Source organism: Chryseosolibacter histidinae, from assembly GCF_018598225.1.
GTDB classification, from domain to species: Bacteria; Bacteroidota; Bacteroidia; order Cytophagales; family Cyclobacteriaceae; genus Chryseosolibacter; species Chryseosolibacter histidini.
In genome coordinates, this window is the sequence record NZ_JAHESF010000016.1 from 91,605 (window position 1) to 106,360 (window position 14,756).

Here is a 14,756-nt window from a genome sequence, read left to right on the forward strand (position 1 = left end):
TTATCTTGTTGATATGGATCTGTATACGAGAATCGTGCGGGCAAAACTTTTCATCGACGATAACTATGCGTCGCCCATCGATCTCGACAGGCTTTCAGATGAGGCGTGCTTTTCGAAATATCATTTCCTGCGACTGTTCAAAAGAGCCTACAACAAAACACCTTACCAGTATCTGAGCGAGCGCCGCATCGACAAGGCAAAAGAAAAACTACGCTCGGAGCAGACCACGGTGAGCGAGGTTTGCGAAGAGGTGGGTTTCGAAAGCGCCACATCATTTTCGTCCAAGTTCAAGGAGTATACAGGTGAAACGCCGGCGTTGTTCAGGCTCCGGGCGATGCAATCGCAGCAGCTGGCCAAAGAACAACCTGCCAAAGTGATCCCTTCGTGCTTCACCACCATGTTTTCTTCCAAAGATTAGCAATTTTCAATAGTCCTGCTTTGCCGGCGTCCGCTTAGCTTCGTGTATCATTTACCAAATAACTTTTTATGATCACGCGGCTATCGCATTACAGTATTTATGTGCTTGACCAGGATCAGGCCTATGATTTTTACGTGAACAAACTTGGGTTCGAAGTAGTAACGGATGCCACCATGGACAACGGCTTTCGCTGGCTCACGGTGAAACCTAAACAACAACAGAATACGGAGATCGTGCTGATGCCCGTGCGGGCAGGCCAGATGTTCGATGAGCAGACCGCGGAACAGATGCGCGACCTCATCCGGAAAGGAAAGCTGGGCTCCGGCGTTTTTGAAACCAACGACTGCCGCGCCACCTATGCAGAGCTGAAAGCGAAAGGTGTGGAGTTTATGTCAGAGCCCAAGGAGCAGTTCTATGGTGTGGAAGCGCTCTTTAAGGATAACTCGGGGAATTGGTTTAGTCTCACGGAACATCCGAAGCAGTAGTTGACAGTTGACAAATATACAATTGACAACAGTTGGAGTCAGGTAGCACTATGGGCTACCGATCCAGGGTCCACAGTCCACGGACCACTGTCCACAGCAATGCAGTCAGAACTTCGACTATGCTGAGGTTTGCCGTGGACTGCTTTGCCCGCCGTAGCTTTAGCGCAGGTGTGTCGACCGTGGACCGTGGACTTTTCCCTGTAATCGACAGACCGGTTCTGGTCAATCACACCGTACGTTGTCAACTGCCCTTTGTCAACCGCCTACTTTTTTAAATGAACGGTAACTCTTCTTTATCAGCTAAGGTTTAATTTTGGTGCCTAACCTTAAACTGATTTTTTATGAAGAAATTCTTAAGGCTGTTGTTCACAGCTTTTTCTTTTCTGTTGCCGGCGGCGCTCATGGCCCAGCAACAAGAGAAGTTAGATACCGCCATGATCTCCCGCATCAAAAAAGAAGGATTTGACAATTCGCAGGTGATGAACATTCTGAGCATGCTCACCGATGTTCATGGGCCTCGCCTCACCAACTCGCCCGGCTACCGGAAGGCGGCTGATTACGCCAAGGCGACGCTGGAGTCATGGGGCGTACAGAATGTTCATTTCGATACCTGGAATGAAGAGTTCGGCACAGGCTGGGAGCTGAAGAAGTTCAGCCTTCAAACCCTGTCTCCTGTATACTTCCCGGTGATCGCCTATCCCAAGGCCTGGACACCCGGCATCAAAGGACCTGTTCAGGCCGAAGCCGTTTACCTCGACATCAAAAAAGAAGAGGACCTGGCCAAATACAAAGGCAAGCTGAAGGGCAAGATCGTATTGTTCAGCCTGCCCACACCGGTGAAGCCTGGTTTTGTTCCGGATGCTACCCGGCTTGTGGACTCGGTGCTGCTGCAGATGGCAAACTCAGGCCCGACAGAAGCATTTACCGGCAGACGTTTTCAGGGTGCGCAGGAGCCGCAACGGCTTGCATACCTGAAGTGGGACCTCCTGCAGAAAGAAGGTGCTATTGCCGTACTGGAAGCAAGTCCAGCCTCGCGCCTCGAAGACGGTACCCTCACCGTTGCTGCGGCTACCGTTCCCTATCCTGCGGAGGTACCCAACGAGAAGCGTGCACGCGCCTACAGCGCCAACGTTCCTAAAATATTGCCCCAGGTAGTGGTGGCTGCTGAACACTACAACCGCATGGTGCGACAGCTCCAGAACGGACAAGCCGTGAAGCTGGAGCTGACGCTGGAAACAGCATTTACGCCTGCAGCCCCGGGCTTTAACGTGATCGGAGAAATACCGGGAACAGACCTGAAGGATGAAGTGGTGATGATCGGCGCGCACCTGGATTCATGGCACAGCGGCACAGGCACTACCGATAATGCTGCGGGCTCATGTGTGATGCTTGAAGCCATGCGTATTCTGAAGTCGCTGGGTGCAAGTCCGAGAAGGACTATCCGCATTGCCCTTTGGGGTGGCGAAGAGCAGGGATTGCTGGGATCGCGCAATTATGTGAAGCGTACCTTCGGCTCGCGGCTGGATAAGAGCTACCCTTATGACTCATTAAGACTGACACCGGCTGCAGAAAAGTTCTCGGTGTATTTCAACATGGACAACGGAACAGGAAAATACAGGGGTGTTTATATGCAGGGCAACGAAGCTGCGCGCACACCGCTGCGTTTATGGTTAAAACCTTTTGAGAAGCTTGGCGCCAGCACACTCACCTTGCGCAATACCTCAGGCACCGATCACCTTTCGTTCGATGCCCTGGGCTTGCCGGCATTCCAGTTCATCCAGGATCCTATCGAATACGGCACCCGCACGCACCACACCAGCATGGACCTGTTTGACAAAGCCGTGGAACCTGACCTGAAGCACAACGCGGTAATGACAGCTGCCTTTGCGTGGCAGGCTGCAAACCGGGAGGAGAAATTCCCCAGAAAATAAATTTTTCAATAAGAAGATATGCAATGTGCCAATGGAGGTTTATTCATTGGCACATTTGCATTGTCTAAATCTGTCAATCGTCCATAGAGGAAAAATCGCGGGAAAGTTTTAAATTACCCTTCTCTATGATGCGCAAGCCCTTTAGATCGACCATTGCAGCGCTGCTTTCATGCCTCATCTGGTTTGGATGCAGCAAGGACGTAAGCCCCGAAACCCGGAGCTTCTACATGGGCTTTGAATTCTCTTCGCATCCGCCTTCTGACATCGCCGGCCCTGTGTATGCGCGCCTGGAGGCAGAATCGGATATCATCAGCCACCGTTTTGATAATGGTGTGCCGTGGATCGAGGCGCTGAATGGAGCGCCATTCCCGGAAGCTGTTACGAACGACTGGACTCTCCGCCGGAACAGAACCAACGCCAGCCAGAAAATCTACTTGTCTGCCACGCCGCTGAATTCCGCCCGCAATGCACTGGCGGCATTACCGGCAGCGTGGAGCACTTATACTTATGACCACGCCGATGTAAAAGCTGCTTACCTCAACTACTGCAGCCGCCTGATCGGTTTCTTTCACCCACATTATTTTAACATGGCCATCGAAGCCAACCTGGTGTATGTCAATGACCCGCAAAAGTGGAGCGATTATCTCCGGTTGCATGCTTACGTTTATCAGCAGCTCAAGGCGATGTATCCGGAGGTTGTCATTTTTACTTCCGTTGAAGGTGGTCATCTGCTGGAAGGTTTTGTAACAGGGAATGATCATGTCCAGCAACGGCTGGCAGTGATGGAGCTCATGGAGTATTCGGATCTTTACGCAGTGTCTTTTTATCCCTACCGCAATGTGTATCCGGGCAACCTCTATCCCGATGGCACGCTTGACAGGTTGTTCTCTATCAGCCACAAGCCACTGGCCGTTGCAGAGACAGGTTACACCGCGAAGCCATTTGTGGCACATACGGGTGCCGGTGTTCTGGCATCGTATCCCGATCCGTTCAGACAGCAGAAATACACACGCGATCTGCTGAAAGCCTGTCAGCAATACCGGGCTGTTTTTGTGATCAACGAAGCGCCTCGTGTGAATGACATGATCCAGTACAGCTTCAACCCGCCGTCAAACCATCCGGGCTTGAACGATAAGAAAGGAAACACACGTCCGGCGTTAATGACCTGGCGCGAATTCCTCTCGAAGAAGCACCAGGCTCAATAACCGGCATGGCATCCTCCATCCCGGTTTAATACCACTCCATTACATGGAGCATTGCCCGCACGATAATCCCAATGCCCAATCTTAATTCTCAACTTATCGCGCGGCCAGATTTCCTTTTCTCAATCCCTGCAGAAACTCCACAAGGTCTACAAGGTCTTGTTCGCTCATAGAAGCCTGAAGGTTTGAAGGCATCAGCGAGCTTTCCATCTTTGTTCTCGAGACAACATCAGCCTTTTTTACCGTTTGCTGTGTGTTCATGTACTGGAGCTCGATCTTATCCTCGGTTTCTGACACAATGCGCCCGAAGGCGGACGAACCGTCTTTCAGGCGCAAGCGATAAGCTTCATAGCCAAAGCTGATGCCCTGGTCGGGATAGAGGATGGACGTGTAAAGCGCTTCTTTCGAGAGCTTGTCTCCGATCTCAGAAAGGTCAGGGCCGAAGTTCACGCCCGCTTTATTTACCTGGTGACAGGTGCTGCACAGGTTTTTGAAAACCGTTTTTCCTTTTGAGGCATCGCCTGTTTTGTCGACGAGCACAGCGATGGAGGGCAGCGAAGCACCTTCTTTGCTTCCCGGCAACCTGAGATATTTCGCACCGTCTTCGCGGATGTTGGAGCGCCATGCCGTCTGAAAAACACCTACCGCTGCCCTGTGCAGGTCTTTCGGGATCTTGTTGTCACGGGCCAGCGCCAGCAGGTAGTCTTCTGCTTCCCATGGTCCGCTGAAGGTGCGCACAGCGAGGCTTCGGATCTCGATGTCTTTTGTACTATCCATCATGATGCCTCTCATCACCGCCATGGTTTTTTCATTCCACATGTGCGGCCACAGCGCCCTGATGAGCGATTGTGAGGCGTCTTTGTTCCCGCCATTGAGAACTTTCTGAAAAAGATCGATGCGGTTCCAGCCCAGCAATGTTTTGGCAGCTTCTTTCCCCGACGCGCTGTCAGGGTTGTGAATGCAGATGTCGAGCAGATCGTTGGCCTTGTTCTGCAGCCTGAACGATGAGACGAGCTCCACAAATTCAAGCTTGCCTTTGTTTTCGTCAAGCACTTTATTGAGGGTTGCCAGCAGCGCGGGTGTTATGTTGAGCCTGGTCGCGTCCATATGCTTGAGGGCATACAACACGCGTGAATCTTTGAATTCAGTGGCAAGCTTTGTAAGCACCTGTTGCTTGGATGGGTCGGTATGAAAATCGAAGGCCCTGAAGTAGCGCAGCATCTCCAGCTCATCCGATGCACGGATCATCTCCGCCAGCAACGGAATGGCGTCTCTGCTGCGGCTTCTCCACACGATATCTTTTCCTGCGGCATTGTTCCAGTCTTTTCCTGCGCTCTTTTTCCAGGCGTTGAAGTACAGGTCCCAGTTGCCGTGCGCACCGATGCCCAACGCTTCGAGGTACCAGCGGTCTTTGCCGTCGTATTGTCGTGCCAGCGATGCCCAGTATTGTGCCGCCGCCGTGGTGTTGTAGCCGCGCAACGCCAGGGCTGCATCACGTCTCACCTGCGCCGACGGGTCGTTGATAAGTTTGCCAACCGCCTGCAGCACATCCTTTTTCATTTGCCGGGTGGCGCGTAAACCGGCGATGCGTATGTTCGGGTCTTTATCGGCCAGTGCCTCTTGTAGATATTGATCGCCTTTATTGTCAAGCCGGGCCAGCAGCCACAATGCCTGGGCGCGATGCCTGGGATTTTCAGCGTGCCATAACTCCAGCAGCGCTGCTTCTGCCTCGCCCCGAAAGTTCTTCAGCGCCATCCATGCCTGGTAGCGGATGTCGGTATTGGGATTGAGGAGTGCTTTAACAGCGCCCGGAGGAGTTGTGAGATCGACTTCCGGAATTTTATAACCGGTTCCGGGAGAGGCAACGCGGTAGATGCGTCCACGGTCGAGGTCGCCTACCTGGTGGCCTCCCACGCCCGGATCGTACCAGTCGGCAATGAACAGCGATCCGTCAGGGCCTGCAGTTACATCCACCGGGCGGAACCACTGGTCTTTCTGCCCTTCGAGAAGATTTACGACGGTTGCCTTGTATCCCGCTCCGTCATTCTCAACGGTGTAGGTTCGCACTACATTATGACCGGGCTCGGCGTGAATGAGCTGGCCACGGAAAGCTTCCGGCAGCATGGTGCCCTCATACAACGTGATGCCTGAGGGTGATCCCGCGCCGGTTTGAAGCACGTTCGGCACCACGCCTGGATCGTTGAGGTGCCAGTGCCTGAACGGGATCTCCTTTTCCATATTGGTGCGGCGGACGCTCCAGCCCGCGCCGGTTATTTCATCGGTATAGCCATAGTTGCCCTGCTCCATCACATAGTTGATGCGTGTGCCCTTGTTGCCATCGTCATCGTTATCCGATTGCCACACCGTGCCGTAGGGATCGGCGACGAGCTCGAAGTTGTTCCTGAAATTATGACCAAGCACCTCAACGTTCGATCCGTCTGGTTCGCACCGCAACGCCATGCCTTCGCGAAAAGGTTTGCCCTTGTTAACGACCTTTCTGCCGTGGATGTCGGTCACCGTATCGCCTGTGGCCGTCAGCAGCAGCTTCGCTTCATTGCCCATGTTGAAGTACAGCCTTCCGTCATGACCAAAAGTGAAAGTGTGCATGCCGTGATCATGCTGCTCGCCCTTGATGCCGGTAAATAAAATTTCCTTTTTATCGGGAGCATCGTCTCCATCCTCGTCGGTGAATACAAAAGCGTTGGGACTGCACGACACAAAGACCCTGTTTCCCAGCACGCATATGCCGAGCGCCGCATTCACATCGGTGCCCTGGTAGAAGATCTTGCTTTTGTCTGCCTTGCCGTCGCCATCGGTGTCTTCCAGTATCATGATCCGGTCGCCACCGGCCTTCACGGGATTTTTCGGGTTGAGCGCGTTGCGGTAGTTGTATGCCTCGCACACCCAGACGCGACCTTTCGAATCGACGGAGATGTTGGTGGGATTACTGAACATGGGTTCGGAAGCAAACAGTGTGGCTTCCAATCCGTCATACACCTTGAGGTCTGCCAGCGAGCTTTCGGTTGAATGATCTTCCTTCTTTGATGAGCAGGCGCTGGCCAGGAGCGCGGTGAGCAGTAAAATTGCCGGTGTGTTGTGCATATAGGTGGAGGCGGTTGTTAGACATGAAAGATACACATCAGCACAGATATTGTCAATTTAACTATATGTTCTGAAAAAACATACAAACCAATCTCACGCAAACGCGTCACTGGCTAATTGGTCCAGATCTGCGGAGTCAGTCTTTTTTGTCTTTGGACAGATCGTCAAAAAGGCTGTTGAAGATCGACAGGATGAGACTGAACAATAATGCCCACCAGAATCCGCCCACGTAGAAGCCCGAGACCAGGTAATCGACCAGCAAAATGATCAGGGCGTTGATCACCAGCAGGAACAAACCCAGCGTCACGATGGTGATGGGTATGGTTAGAACGATGAGGATGGGTTTTACGATCACATTGGCGATGGCGAGCACCAGCGCCACAATGAGGGCTGTTCCATATCCATCTACGTCAACCCCGGGCAGCAGGTAAGCGGTGAGCACAACAGCTAACCCGTTGAGCAGAAAGCGGATAATCCAATTCATAATGGATGCAAAAATTTTGTATGAATATCTGCTTTTAAGTCAACAAGTCAAATTCTAAATTGCCAGTCATGTACGCGATTGTTGACATAGAAACGACGGGAGGATACGCCGCGAATCATCGCATAACAGAGATCGCCATTTATCTTCACGATGGTGTTCAGATCACAGACACGTTTCATACGTTGGTCAATCCGGGCAGAAGCATCCCTTATTACATCACGGGCCTCACCGGCATCACCTCTGAAATGGTGTTATCGGCGCCTACATTCGATCAGATCGCGCCCCAGGTCTTCGAGAAGCTCGACGGGAAAGTGTTCGTAGCGCACAATGCACACTTCGATTACTCGTTCCTGAAAAAAGAATTCGAGCAGGCCGGTATCAACTGGCAGGCCAGGAAACTTTGCACCGTACGACTCAGCAGAAAAATTATTCCGGGCCTGCGATCCTACAGCCTCGGAAGCCTGGCGGAGAGTCTGGGCATCGAGATCACCAACCGTCACCGCGCCAAGGGAGATGCCGGTGCCACGGTAAAGATCTTCGATCAGCTTTTGCAGCGCGACCGCGACAGCCACATACTCAAAGCCCTGAAACGCAATTCGGGCGAGACCATTCTTCCTCCGAATCTACCGAAAGAGCAGTTCGATAAGCTTCCGGCAAAATGTGGTGTGTACTACTTCCACGACGCCAGGGGAAACGTTATCTACGTCGGCAAGGCCATCAACATCAAGAAACGTATTGCAGGACATTTCACCGGCGATGCGCGTGAGTGGAGCCGCTCCAAGATCAGGAACGAGATCCATCACGTCACGTATGAGCTTACAGGCAACGAGCTGATCGCGCTCATTCTCGAATCGCAGGAGATCCGCAAGCTGTGGCCCAAGTATAACCATGCCCAGAAATATCGTGTGGAGGAGTGGGGCATCTATAACTACGAAGACCGGAATGGCTACCAGCGTTTTTCCGTGAACCTGGTTACAAGAGGCTCACGTCCGCTGATGCGTTTCTCTGCCAAGGGCGATGCATGGAATTTTCTCTGGGAGAAGGTGCGTGAGTTCAAGCTGTGCCCCAAGCTGAGTGGCCTGCAGGTGTCGAAGGGCCTCTGCTTCAACTACCAGACCGGCGAATGCCAGGGTGCGTGCATGTGCATTGAGTCAGTAAAAAAATACAACAAACGCATCGAGCGGGCCATCAGCTCATTGTCATCGCAGGGCAGCTCTGTGGCCATCATCGGCAAGGGCAGGAACGTGGATGAGCAATCGCTGGTGCTCGTGGAGAAAGGAAGTTACCTGGGCTTTGGATTTTTCGATAGCAACGTCTCCATCTCCGACCTCGAATCTGCCAGAAACTTTGTACGCAAAAGTGTAGAGACGCCAACCGTACAGAATCTTATCAACTCATACATCAGCAATCCGAGAGGAGCAGAGGTGATCAATTTTGGCTGAAAGAGTCGACAGTCCACGGTCCACAGTCCACAGCAGTTTGATGTAACTACATATTATCGTACTTCGTTTCCGATAGCTTGTACTTTCAGAGAAATAAGTGGGACGCAATAAACAGCAACGAAACTGAGATTGCAATACTACCCGTCCGTGGTCTGTGGACCGTCGACTGTGGACTCCTCATCTTCTCTTCCTTCCCGTAATCCCCGGATACAACAAGGGCACGGGATCGCTTGCAAAGATCTCTTTCGTATCTACATCCATCATCGAGAGCACGCCTTCCCATCCGGCGCCGGTGTCCATGAACCACACTTCGCATGATTGAATGGGATTGCTGAAAGGGATAGGGGTGTGGCCGATATAAACCTCTTCAAATGAGGTGAGCTTGCCACTGATCTCTTTGATGTAGAGGTCGTACGCCGTTCTGGCAAAGTTACGGTCCCACAGCAACGTGTGGCGGCTTTGCTTTTCGAGCGGGAGCTTGGGGTCTATGCCAGCATGAACGAACAATTTCTGACCGAGCTGGTAGTAGGGCACGGCGCGTTTAAGGTACCTCACGTGGCCCGCGGGTGGCTGGTGGTTGTATGATTCAACCGTGGCCTTTCCACCCTGCTCCAGCCAGAGGTCTTCCATCATGCCGGTTTCCATCCACTCCAGCGTCCAGAAGTCATGGTTGCCCAGTACATGCACCAGGTTCTTAACTCTCAGTAATTTGTCGATACAGGCGCGGGTTTCCGGCCATCCGTCGGCAACGTCTCCCAGGCAGATCAGGTGGTCATGCTCGAAGTCAAAGGAGCTCCGTTCAAGGCATTGCCTCAAAGCCCGGTAAGCGCCGTGGATATCGCCTATTACAAATGTGCGGTGCATGTGGGGTTTTCAGAAAACAAAATTATCAAAGGGGTTGCCGGGTGCGTGGGTTGATTGATAATATGCAGGCTTAAAATAATTACTCACAACCGGGTAAAAGAAGATGACTGCGCGCGGGAACGCTCTAAATACGATAAATTGATCTTTACGACGTCGAACCTCCCGTTTCGGACGGTAGAAAAAGGTCACGTTGCCTCGCAGGCAGGAAGTAACAAAAGGTTAACGGTCATCCGGAGGCCTGCTACCGCGAATGAGGGGAAGGCAATGGCATGGAATTATGGGAAGAAGGCAAGGGAGATGCAGACAGGGGAAGGATAAAGCCTAACATCAAATTTTTTAGGCGAAAATGTCGATAATTACGCTATTTTTGGCGGATTTAATTTCTCAATCATGGAAGCTGCGGCAGTAGAAAAGCAACAGGAGCACAAGGACAAGATCAGGCAGGTGATCACCGAAGTTGGCAAGGTGGTGGTGGGGCAGGAATACATGGTGAACCGCCTGCTGGTGGGATTGTTTACCAACGGACACATTCTGCTGGAAGGTGTTCCGGGGCTCGCCAAAACCCTCACTGTAAGTACACTTGCCCAGGTGCTGCACCTCGACTTTCAGCGCATCCAGTTCACACCCGATCTGCTTCCCGCCGATCTCGTGGGCACCATGATCTACAACCAGAAAGACGGAAAGTTCGAAGTAAAAAAAGGACCGATCTTCGCCAACATTATACTGGCCGATGAGATCAACCGTTCGCCAGCAAAAGTACAGTCTGCGTTGCTGGAAGCGATGCAGGAGAAAACGGTGACCATTGGTGACACCACGTTCAAGCTCGACCGCCCTTTTCTTGTGATGGCCACGCAAAACCCGGTTGACCAGGAAGGAACATACCCGCTTCCGGAAGCCCAGGTAGACCGCTTCATGATGAAAGTGTTTGTGAACTATCCTACCAAAGAGCAGGAGATGGAAGTGATGCGCCGGATCTCGAACATGAAGTTTGATTTTACCGTGAACACTGTGCTCACGAAAGAAGATATCTTTGATATCCGCGACCATGTGAACAAAGTGAAGATCTCCGAATCGCTCGAGCGTTATATTATTGAGCTGGTGTATGCCACGCGAAAACCGCTGGAGTACAAGCTCAACGAGCAGGCGCAGTACATCCAGTTCGGTGCATCTCCCCGCGCCAGCATCAACCTCAACCTGTCTGCAAAAGCCATGGCCTACATGGATGGTCGTGATTATGTGCTGCCCGAAGACATCAAGGAAGTAGCGCTCGACGTGATGAACCACCGCATCATCCTCAACTACGAAGCAGAAGCCGATAATGTGAAGACTCCTGATGTTATTAAGGCGATTTTGGCGAAGGTTCCTATTAGTAAGTAGTGTAGAGTCCACGGTCCACAGTCGACAGTCCACGGCCGTGGGGTATTTGAATCACGCTTTTTCCTATCACATCATAACCGGTATGTAAATATGCAGCGGATGATCATCGGGATCTTTCGCTCGCACATACCCAGGCAGCCAGCCACGCTCAGGATTCCGGTTTTTAGTTAAAGGTCATCGCCGGCCGTGGACCGTGGTCTGTCGACTATGGACTCCTCCGCATTTCCCGAACATAATTTTGTGTTCCGATCATAATCCAATATTCGTTTTTGTTAACAACAGATTAACTACATTAAAAAATCTTGTAAAAATTGTTAAGCGCCGGCTTGTGAAGTAGCTGATTATCAGAGTCTAGTCCGCGGGACCTTAATAACACCTGCCATATGCGACTTCAATGCGGGCCTGGTCCTTAACAATTTCGTAACACAGAGGTGCCAGTCAGGTAATATTGGAGTAAGACCTTTGCAGCAAATACAAATTATATGTTGCGAAGCATGCTGTCGTTTTGTCTTGTTCTTCTTGTAACATTCGGTTTTGCCCAGAACGGAACGATCTCCGGTACGGTCACCGACTCTAAAAGCGGAGAAACTGTAGTCGGTGCCAATGTAGTGATACAAGGTACCACGGTTGGTTCACCCACCGACATCGATGGAAAGTTCACCATCCAGAATGTAAAACCCGGAACGTATAATTTGTCTGTGACTTTTGTCACTTACAAAGCGCACACCATTCCTGATGTGGTGGTGGAAGGCGGAAAGATCACTACAATACAGGTGCAGATGCAGGAAGATGTTTCTGAATTGCAGGAAGTGGTGATCACCGGAACACGGGAGATCAATAATGACATATCGCTTCTCAATGCTATCAAGGAGGCCAAGCTTGTAGTAACAGGCATTTCAGCGGAACAGATCACCAGGTTGCCCGATAACGATGCGGCACAGGTGATGAAACGCGTTCCCGGAATTACCATCGTTGACAACCGGTTTGTGATGGTGCGCGGCGTTCCTGAAAGATACAACCAGGTGATGATCAACAACGCCATTGCACCCAGCACGGAAGTTGACAAACGTTCTTTTTCATTTGACATGGTGCCCAGCGGCGCGATCGATCAGTTGCTGATTTTCAAGTCAGGCACCGCTGAATACCCGGGCGATTTCGCAGGCGGTGTGATCCAGGTGATCACCAAACAGGCGCCGGCGGAAGAATACCTGAGCTTCGGACTGAACTTCGGATACCGCAGCAACACTACTTTTAAAAATTTCCTGGAAAGCAAAAAAGGCTCAACTGATCTTCTTGGTTTTGACGATGGCGATAGAAGCTTACCCAACGGCTTTCCCACCACCAAGCAGCTTCAGTCGTACAACATGAATAACCGTGAGCTTCCCGCGGCAGCCGCGTTGTTATCAAACGATTTTGACTACACCCAGAAGAATGCGCTTGCCGACGCAGGCCTGAACTTCGGATTAGGTAAACATTTTTCGATCGGTAAAAGGATCGACGCCAGCACACTTGTTGCATTGAGCTATTCAAACAATTACCAGGCGATCAACAACGCTCCTTTCAAAAGATATTCCAACTGGGACAGCGATCCTGAAACGGCATCGGCCATTCAGCAGAATTTTTCAGACAACTCTTATTTGCACGAGTCGAAGATCAGCCTCATCAACAACTGGCAATTCAACATCGGAGAACGTTCAACGGTGGAGTTTAAAAACCTGGCCGTTCAGATCGGTGAGAACAAGACCATGTTGCGCGAGGGAACGGATGCCGGTGGGCAGGGAGGTTTTTATAACAACTACGCTTATCATTATCTGAGCAGGTTTATTTATTCGGGCCAGCTGCAAGGCAAAACAGACCTGACCAGCTCGGCTTCCCTCAACTGGGTGCTGGGTTACAATACCATCAATCGTAATGAGCCTGACTTCAGAAGGTTCAGGAGGATCAAAGATCAGGGATCGGATTTCTACAGGATGATCCTGCCCGCCAACTCAAATCCCTTCGATGCCGGAAGATTTTATTCTGACCTGAGCGATAAAGGTTACGCGCATGGATTGAGCTTCGAGAAGAAGTTTGGTGATGGCAGCGAAAAAAGAATGCCCTCGGTTAAAGCAGGTTATTTCATCGACTATAAAGAAAGAAATTTTAATGCCAGATACATCACCAACGTGCTGCCCGGTTCCTTTGGCTATCGCGAGAATGAGTTATCGGTTCTTCCGCTGTCGCAAATATTCGACATCAACAATTTCTACTCATTCAATTCAGACAACTCTGTTAATCCCGGCTTCATCTTAAGGGAAGGTACACGTCCCACCGACTCATATAACGGTACAAGCCTGACCACAGCGGGTTTTGTTTCAGGGAGCCTGCCCCTGGGCAACTTCGACCTGAGCGGCGGCATCAGGGTAGAGTACTTCGATCAGAAGCTGAACCTTTACGAGAACACGAAGCAGATCAACAATAAGGTTACTTCGCCGCTTCCGTTCCTGAACATTGCTTACAACCTTTCAGAGCGTTCGCTGGTGCGCGCTGCCTATGGCCGTACGGTGAACCGCCCGGAGTTCAGGGAAATTGCGCCGTTCCTCTTCTATCAGTTTGAGTACAACCTGAACATCACCGGTGACACCACACTCAGAACAGCCACCATCGACAATATCGATCTCCGCTGGGAACTGTATCCTAACCCGGGTGAGATGGTGAGCGTTGGAGCGTTCTACAAAAAATTCAAAAACCCTATCGAGTTCATCCAGGAAAACGCGAGCGGAGGACTGCAGTTCTCTTACGCCAATGCACCTGAAGCGCAGAACTACGGTATTGAAGTGGAGCTGCGGAAATCGCTGGCAAGCCTTGGTGTAAGCAAATTCTTACGGAACACTTCGGTGAACCTGAATGCGTCACTGATCAAGAGTGTGGTTAATTTCCCTGACTCGCTTACATTCCAGCAGAACAAACGTTCCCTGCAGGGACAGTCGCCTTACGTGATCAACACGGGTATCTACTACAACGATACTGAAAAAGGATACTCCGTGAATCTTGCGTATAACATTTTCGGCAACAGGATCTTTTCTGCCGGAAGCGTTTTATATCCCACCTGGATCGAGCGGCCCCGCCACGCATTGGATATTCAACTGGCCAAAACTTTTGGAAAGCTGGAGGTCAGGCTGAATATTCAGAACGTGCTCAACTCCGCTTACAGGATCTACCAGGACAACGACGAGAACGAAAAGATCAACGAAAAGGTAGACGACTCCATCCAGGAATACAAGACCGGAACCTTGTATGGATTGTCTCTCGGATGGAAGCTGGCTAAAGATTAATGGAAGTTAGGCTTCATTCAACTTTGTGTTTCCTTAATGTTAAGAAGGGCTGATAACCGCCAGAACTTGTTAATGAAGAGTTAACGAACAAAACAAAACCAACTTAACTCTTCAGTCTAATTTTGGCGCTGACGAAA

At 51.1% G+C, this 14,756-nt stretch carries 10 protein-coding genes; 7 read left to right on the forward strand and 3 right to left on the reverse strand.

What is annotated here, in order from left to right; all coding sequences use genetic code 11:
• Positions 1-13: 13 nt before the first annotated feature.
• From KK083_RS17265 to KK083_RS17280, 4 genes are all read left to right on the forward strand, one after another.
• A complete protein-coding gene (locus tag KK083_RS17265) occupies positions 14-418 on the forward strand; it encodes a helix-turn-helix transcriptional regulator (RefSeq protein ID WP_254165194.1) in 405 nt (134 codons plus the stop codon).
• A 68-nt stretch (positions 419-486) separates the two neighbouring features.
• A complete protein-coding gene (locus KK083_RS17270) occupies positions 487-903 on the forward strand; it encodes a VOC family protein (protein ID WP_254165202.1) in 417 nt (138 codons plus the stop codon).
• Between the two features lie 341 nt (positions 904-1,244).
• Positions 1,245-2,834 carry a M20/M25/M40 family metallo-hydrolase gene (locus KK083_RS17275; protein ID WP_254165213.1) on the forward strand — a complete coding sequence of 530 codons (1,590 nt, stop codon included), beginning with the start codon at positions 1,245-1,247 and terminating at the stop codon, positions 2,832-2,834.
• Between the two features lie 125 nt (positions 2,835-2,959).
• On the forward strand, positions 2,960-4,039 hold the full coding sequence (locus KK083_RS17280) for a glycoside hydrolase family protein (protein WP_254165215.1): 1,080 nt from the start codon (positions 2,960-2,962) through the stop codon (positions 4,037-4,039).
• Positions 4,040-4,132: 93 nt separating this feature from the next.
• Here KK083_RS17280 and KK083_RS17285 read toward each other — a convergent pair whose 3' ends face one another.
• Both KK083_RS17285 and KK083_RS17290 read right to left on the reverse strand, forming a co-directional pair.
• Complete coding sequence (locus tag KK083_RS17285) at positions 4,133-7,138, reverse strand: PVC-type heme-binding CxxCH protein (protein ID WP_254165217.1); 3,006 nt, start codon at positions 7,136-7,138, stop codon at positions 4,133-4,135.
• 136 nt (positions 7,139-7,274) lie between these two features.
• Positions 7,275-7,622, reverse strand: a complete 348-nt coding sequence (locus KK083_RS17290) for a phage holin family protein (RefSeq protein WP_254165219.1) — start codon at positions 7,620-7,622, stop codon at positions 7,275-7,277.
• A 68-nt stretch (positions 7,623-7,690) separates the two neighbouring features.
• On the opposite strand from KK083_RS17290, the gene KK083_RS17295 reads away from it, so the two are divergent.
• Positions 7,691-9,064 carry an exonuclease domain-containing protein gene (locus tag KK083_RS17295; protein WP_254165221.1) on the forward strand — a complete coding sequence of 458 codons (1,374 nt, stop codon included), beginning with the start codon at positions 7,691-7,693 and terminating at the stop codon, positions 9,062-9,064.
• Positions 9,065-9,241: 177 nt separating this feature from the next.
• Here the strand turns inward: KK083_RS17295 and KK083_RS17300 are convergent, their stop codons facing one another.
• The gene (locus KK083_RS17300) at positions 9,242-9,928 is read right to left on the reverse strand and encodes a metallophosphoesterase (protein ID WP_254165223.1); all 687 of its coding nucleotides are present in this window, start codon (positions 9,926-9,928) and stop codon (positions 9,242-9,244) included.
• 390 nt (positions 9,929-10,318) lie between these two features.
• Here KK083_RS17300 and KK083_RS17305 point away from each other — a divergent pair, with 390 nt between their 5' ends.
• On the forward strand, positions 10,319-11,305 hold the full coding sequence (locus tag KK083_RS17305; RefSeq protein WP_254165225.1) for an AAA family ATPase: 987 nt from the start codon (positions 10,319-10,321) through the stop codon (positions 11,303-11,305).
• A 482-nt stretch (positions 11,306-11,787) separates the two neighbouring features.
• On the forward strand, positions 11,788-14,619 hold the full coding sequence (locus tag KK083_RS17310; RefSeq protein ID WP_254165227.1) for a TonB-dependent receptor: 2,832 nt from the start codon (positions 11,788-11,790) through the stop codon (positions 14,617-14,619).
• The last annotated feature ends 137 nt before the right edge of the window (positions 14,620-14,756 follow it).

Coding starts and splice junctions, on each gene's coding strand:
- KK083_RS17265 (WP_254165194.1), top strand. CDS start 14: ATGGATCTGTATACGAGAATCGTGCGGGCAAAACTTTTCATCGACGAT.
- KK083_RS17270 (WP_254165202.1), top strand. CDS start 487: ATGATCACGCGGCTATCGCATTACAGTATTTATGTGCTTGACCAGGAT.
- KK083_RS17275 (WP_254165213.1), top strand. CDS start 1,245: ATGAAGAAATTCTTAAGGCTGTTGTTCACAGCTTTTTCTTTTCTGTTG.
- KK083_RS17280 (WP_254165215.1), top strand. CDS start 2,960: ATGATGCGCAAGCCCTTTAGATCGACCATTGCAGCGCTGCTTTCATGC.
- KK083_RS17285 (WP_254165217.1), bottom strand. CDS start 7,138: ATGCACAACACACCGGCAATTTTACTGCTCACCGCGCTCCTGGCCAGC.
- KK083_RS17290 (WP_254165219.1), bottom strand. CDS start 7,622: ATGAATTGGATTATCCGCTTTCTGCTCAACGGGTTAGCTGTTGTGCTC.
- KK083_RS17295 (WP_254165221.1), top strand. CDS start 7,691: ATGTACGCGATTGTTGACATAGAAACGACGGGAGGATACGCCGCGAAT.
- KK083_RS17300 (WP_254165223.1), bottom strand. CDS start 9,928: ATGCACCGCACATTTGTAATAGGCGATATCCACGGCGCTTACCGGGCT.
- KK083_RS17305 (WP_254165225.1), top strand. CDS start 10,319: ATGGAAGCTGCGGCAGTAGAAAAGCAACAGGAGCACAAGGACAAGATC.
- KK083_RS17310 (WP_254165227.1), top strand. CDS start 11,788: ATGTTGCGAAGCATGCTGTCGTTTTGTCTTGTTCTTCTTGTAACATTC.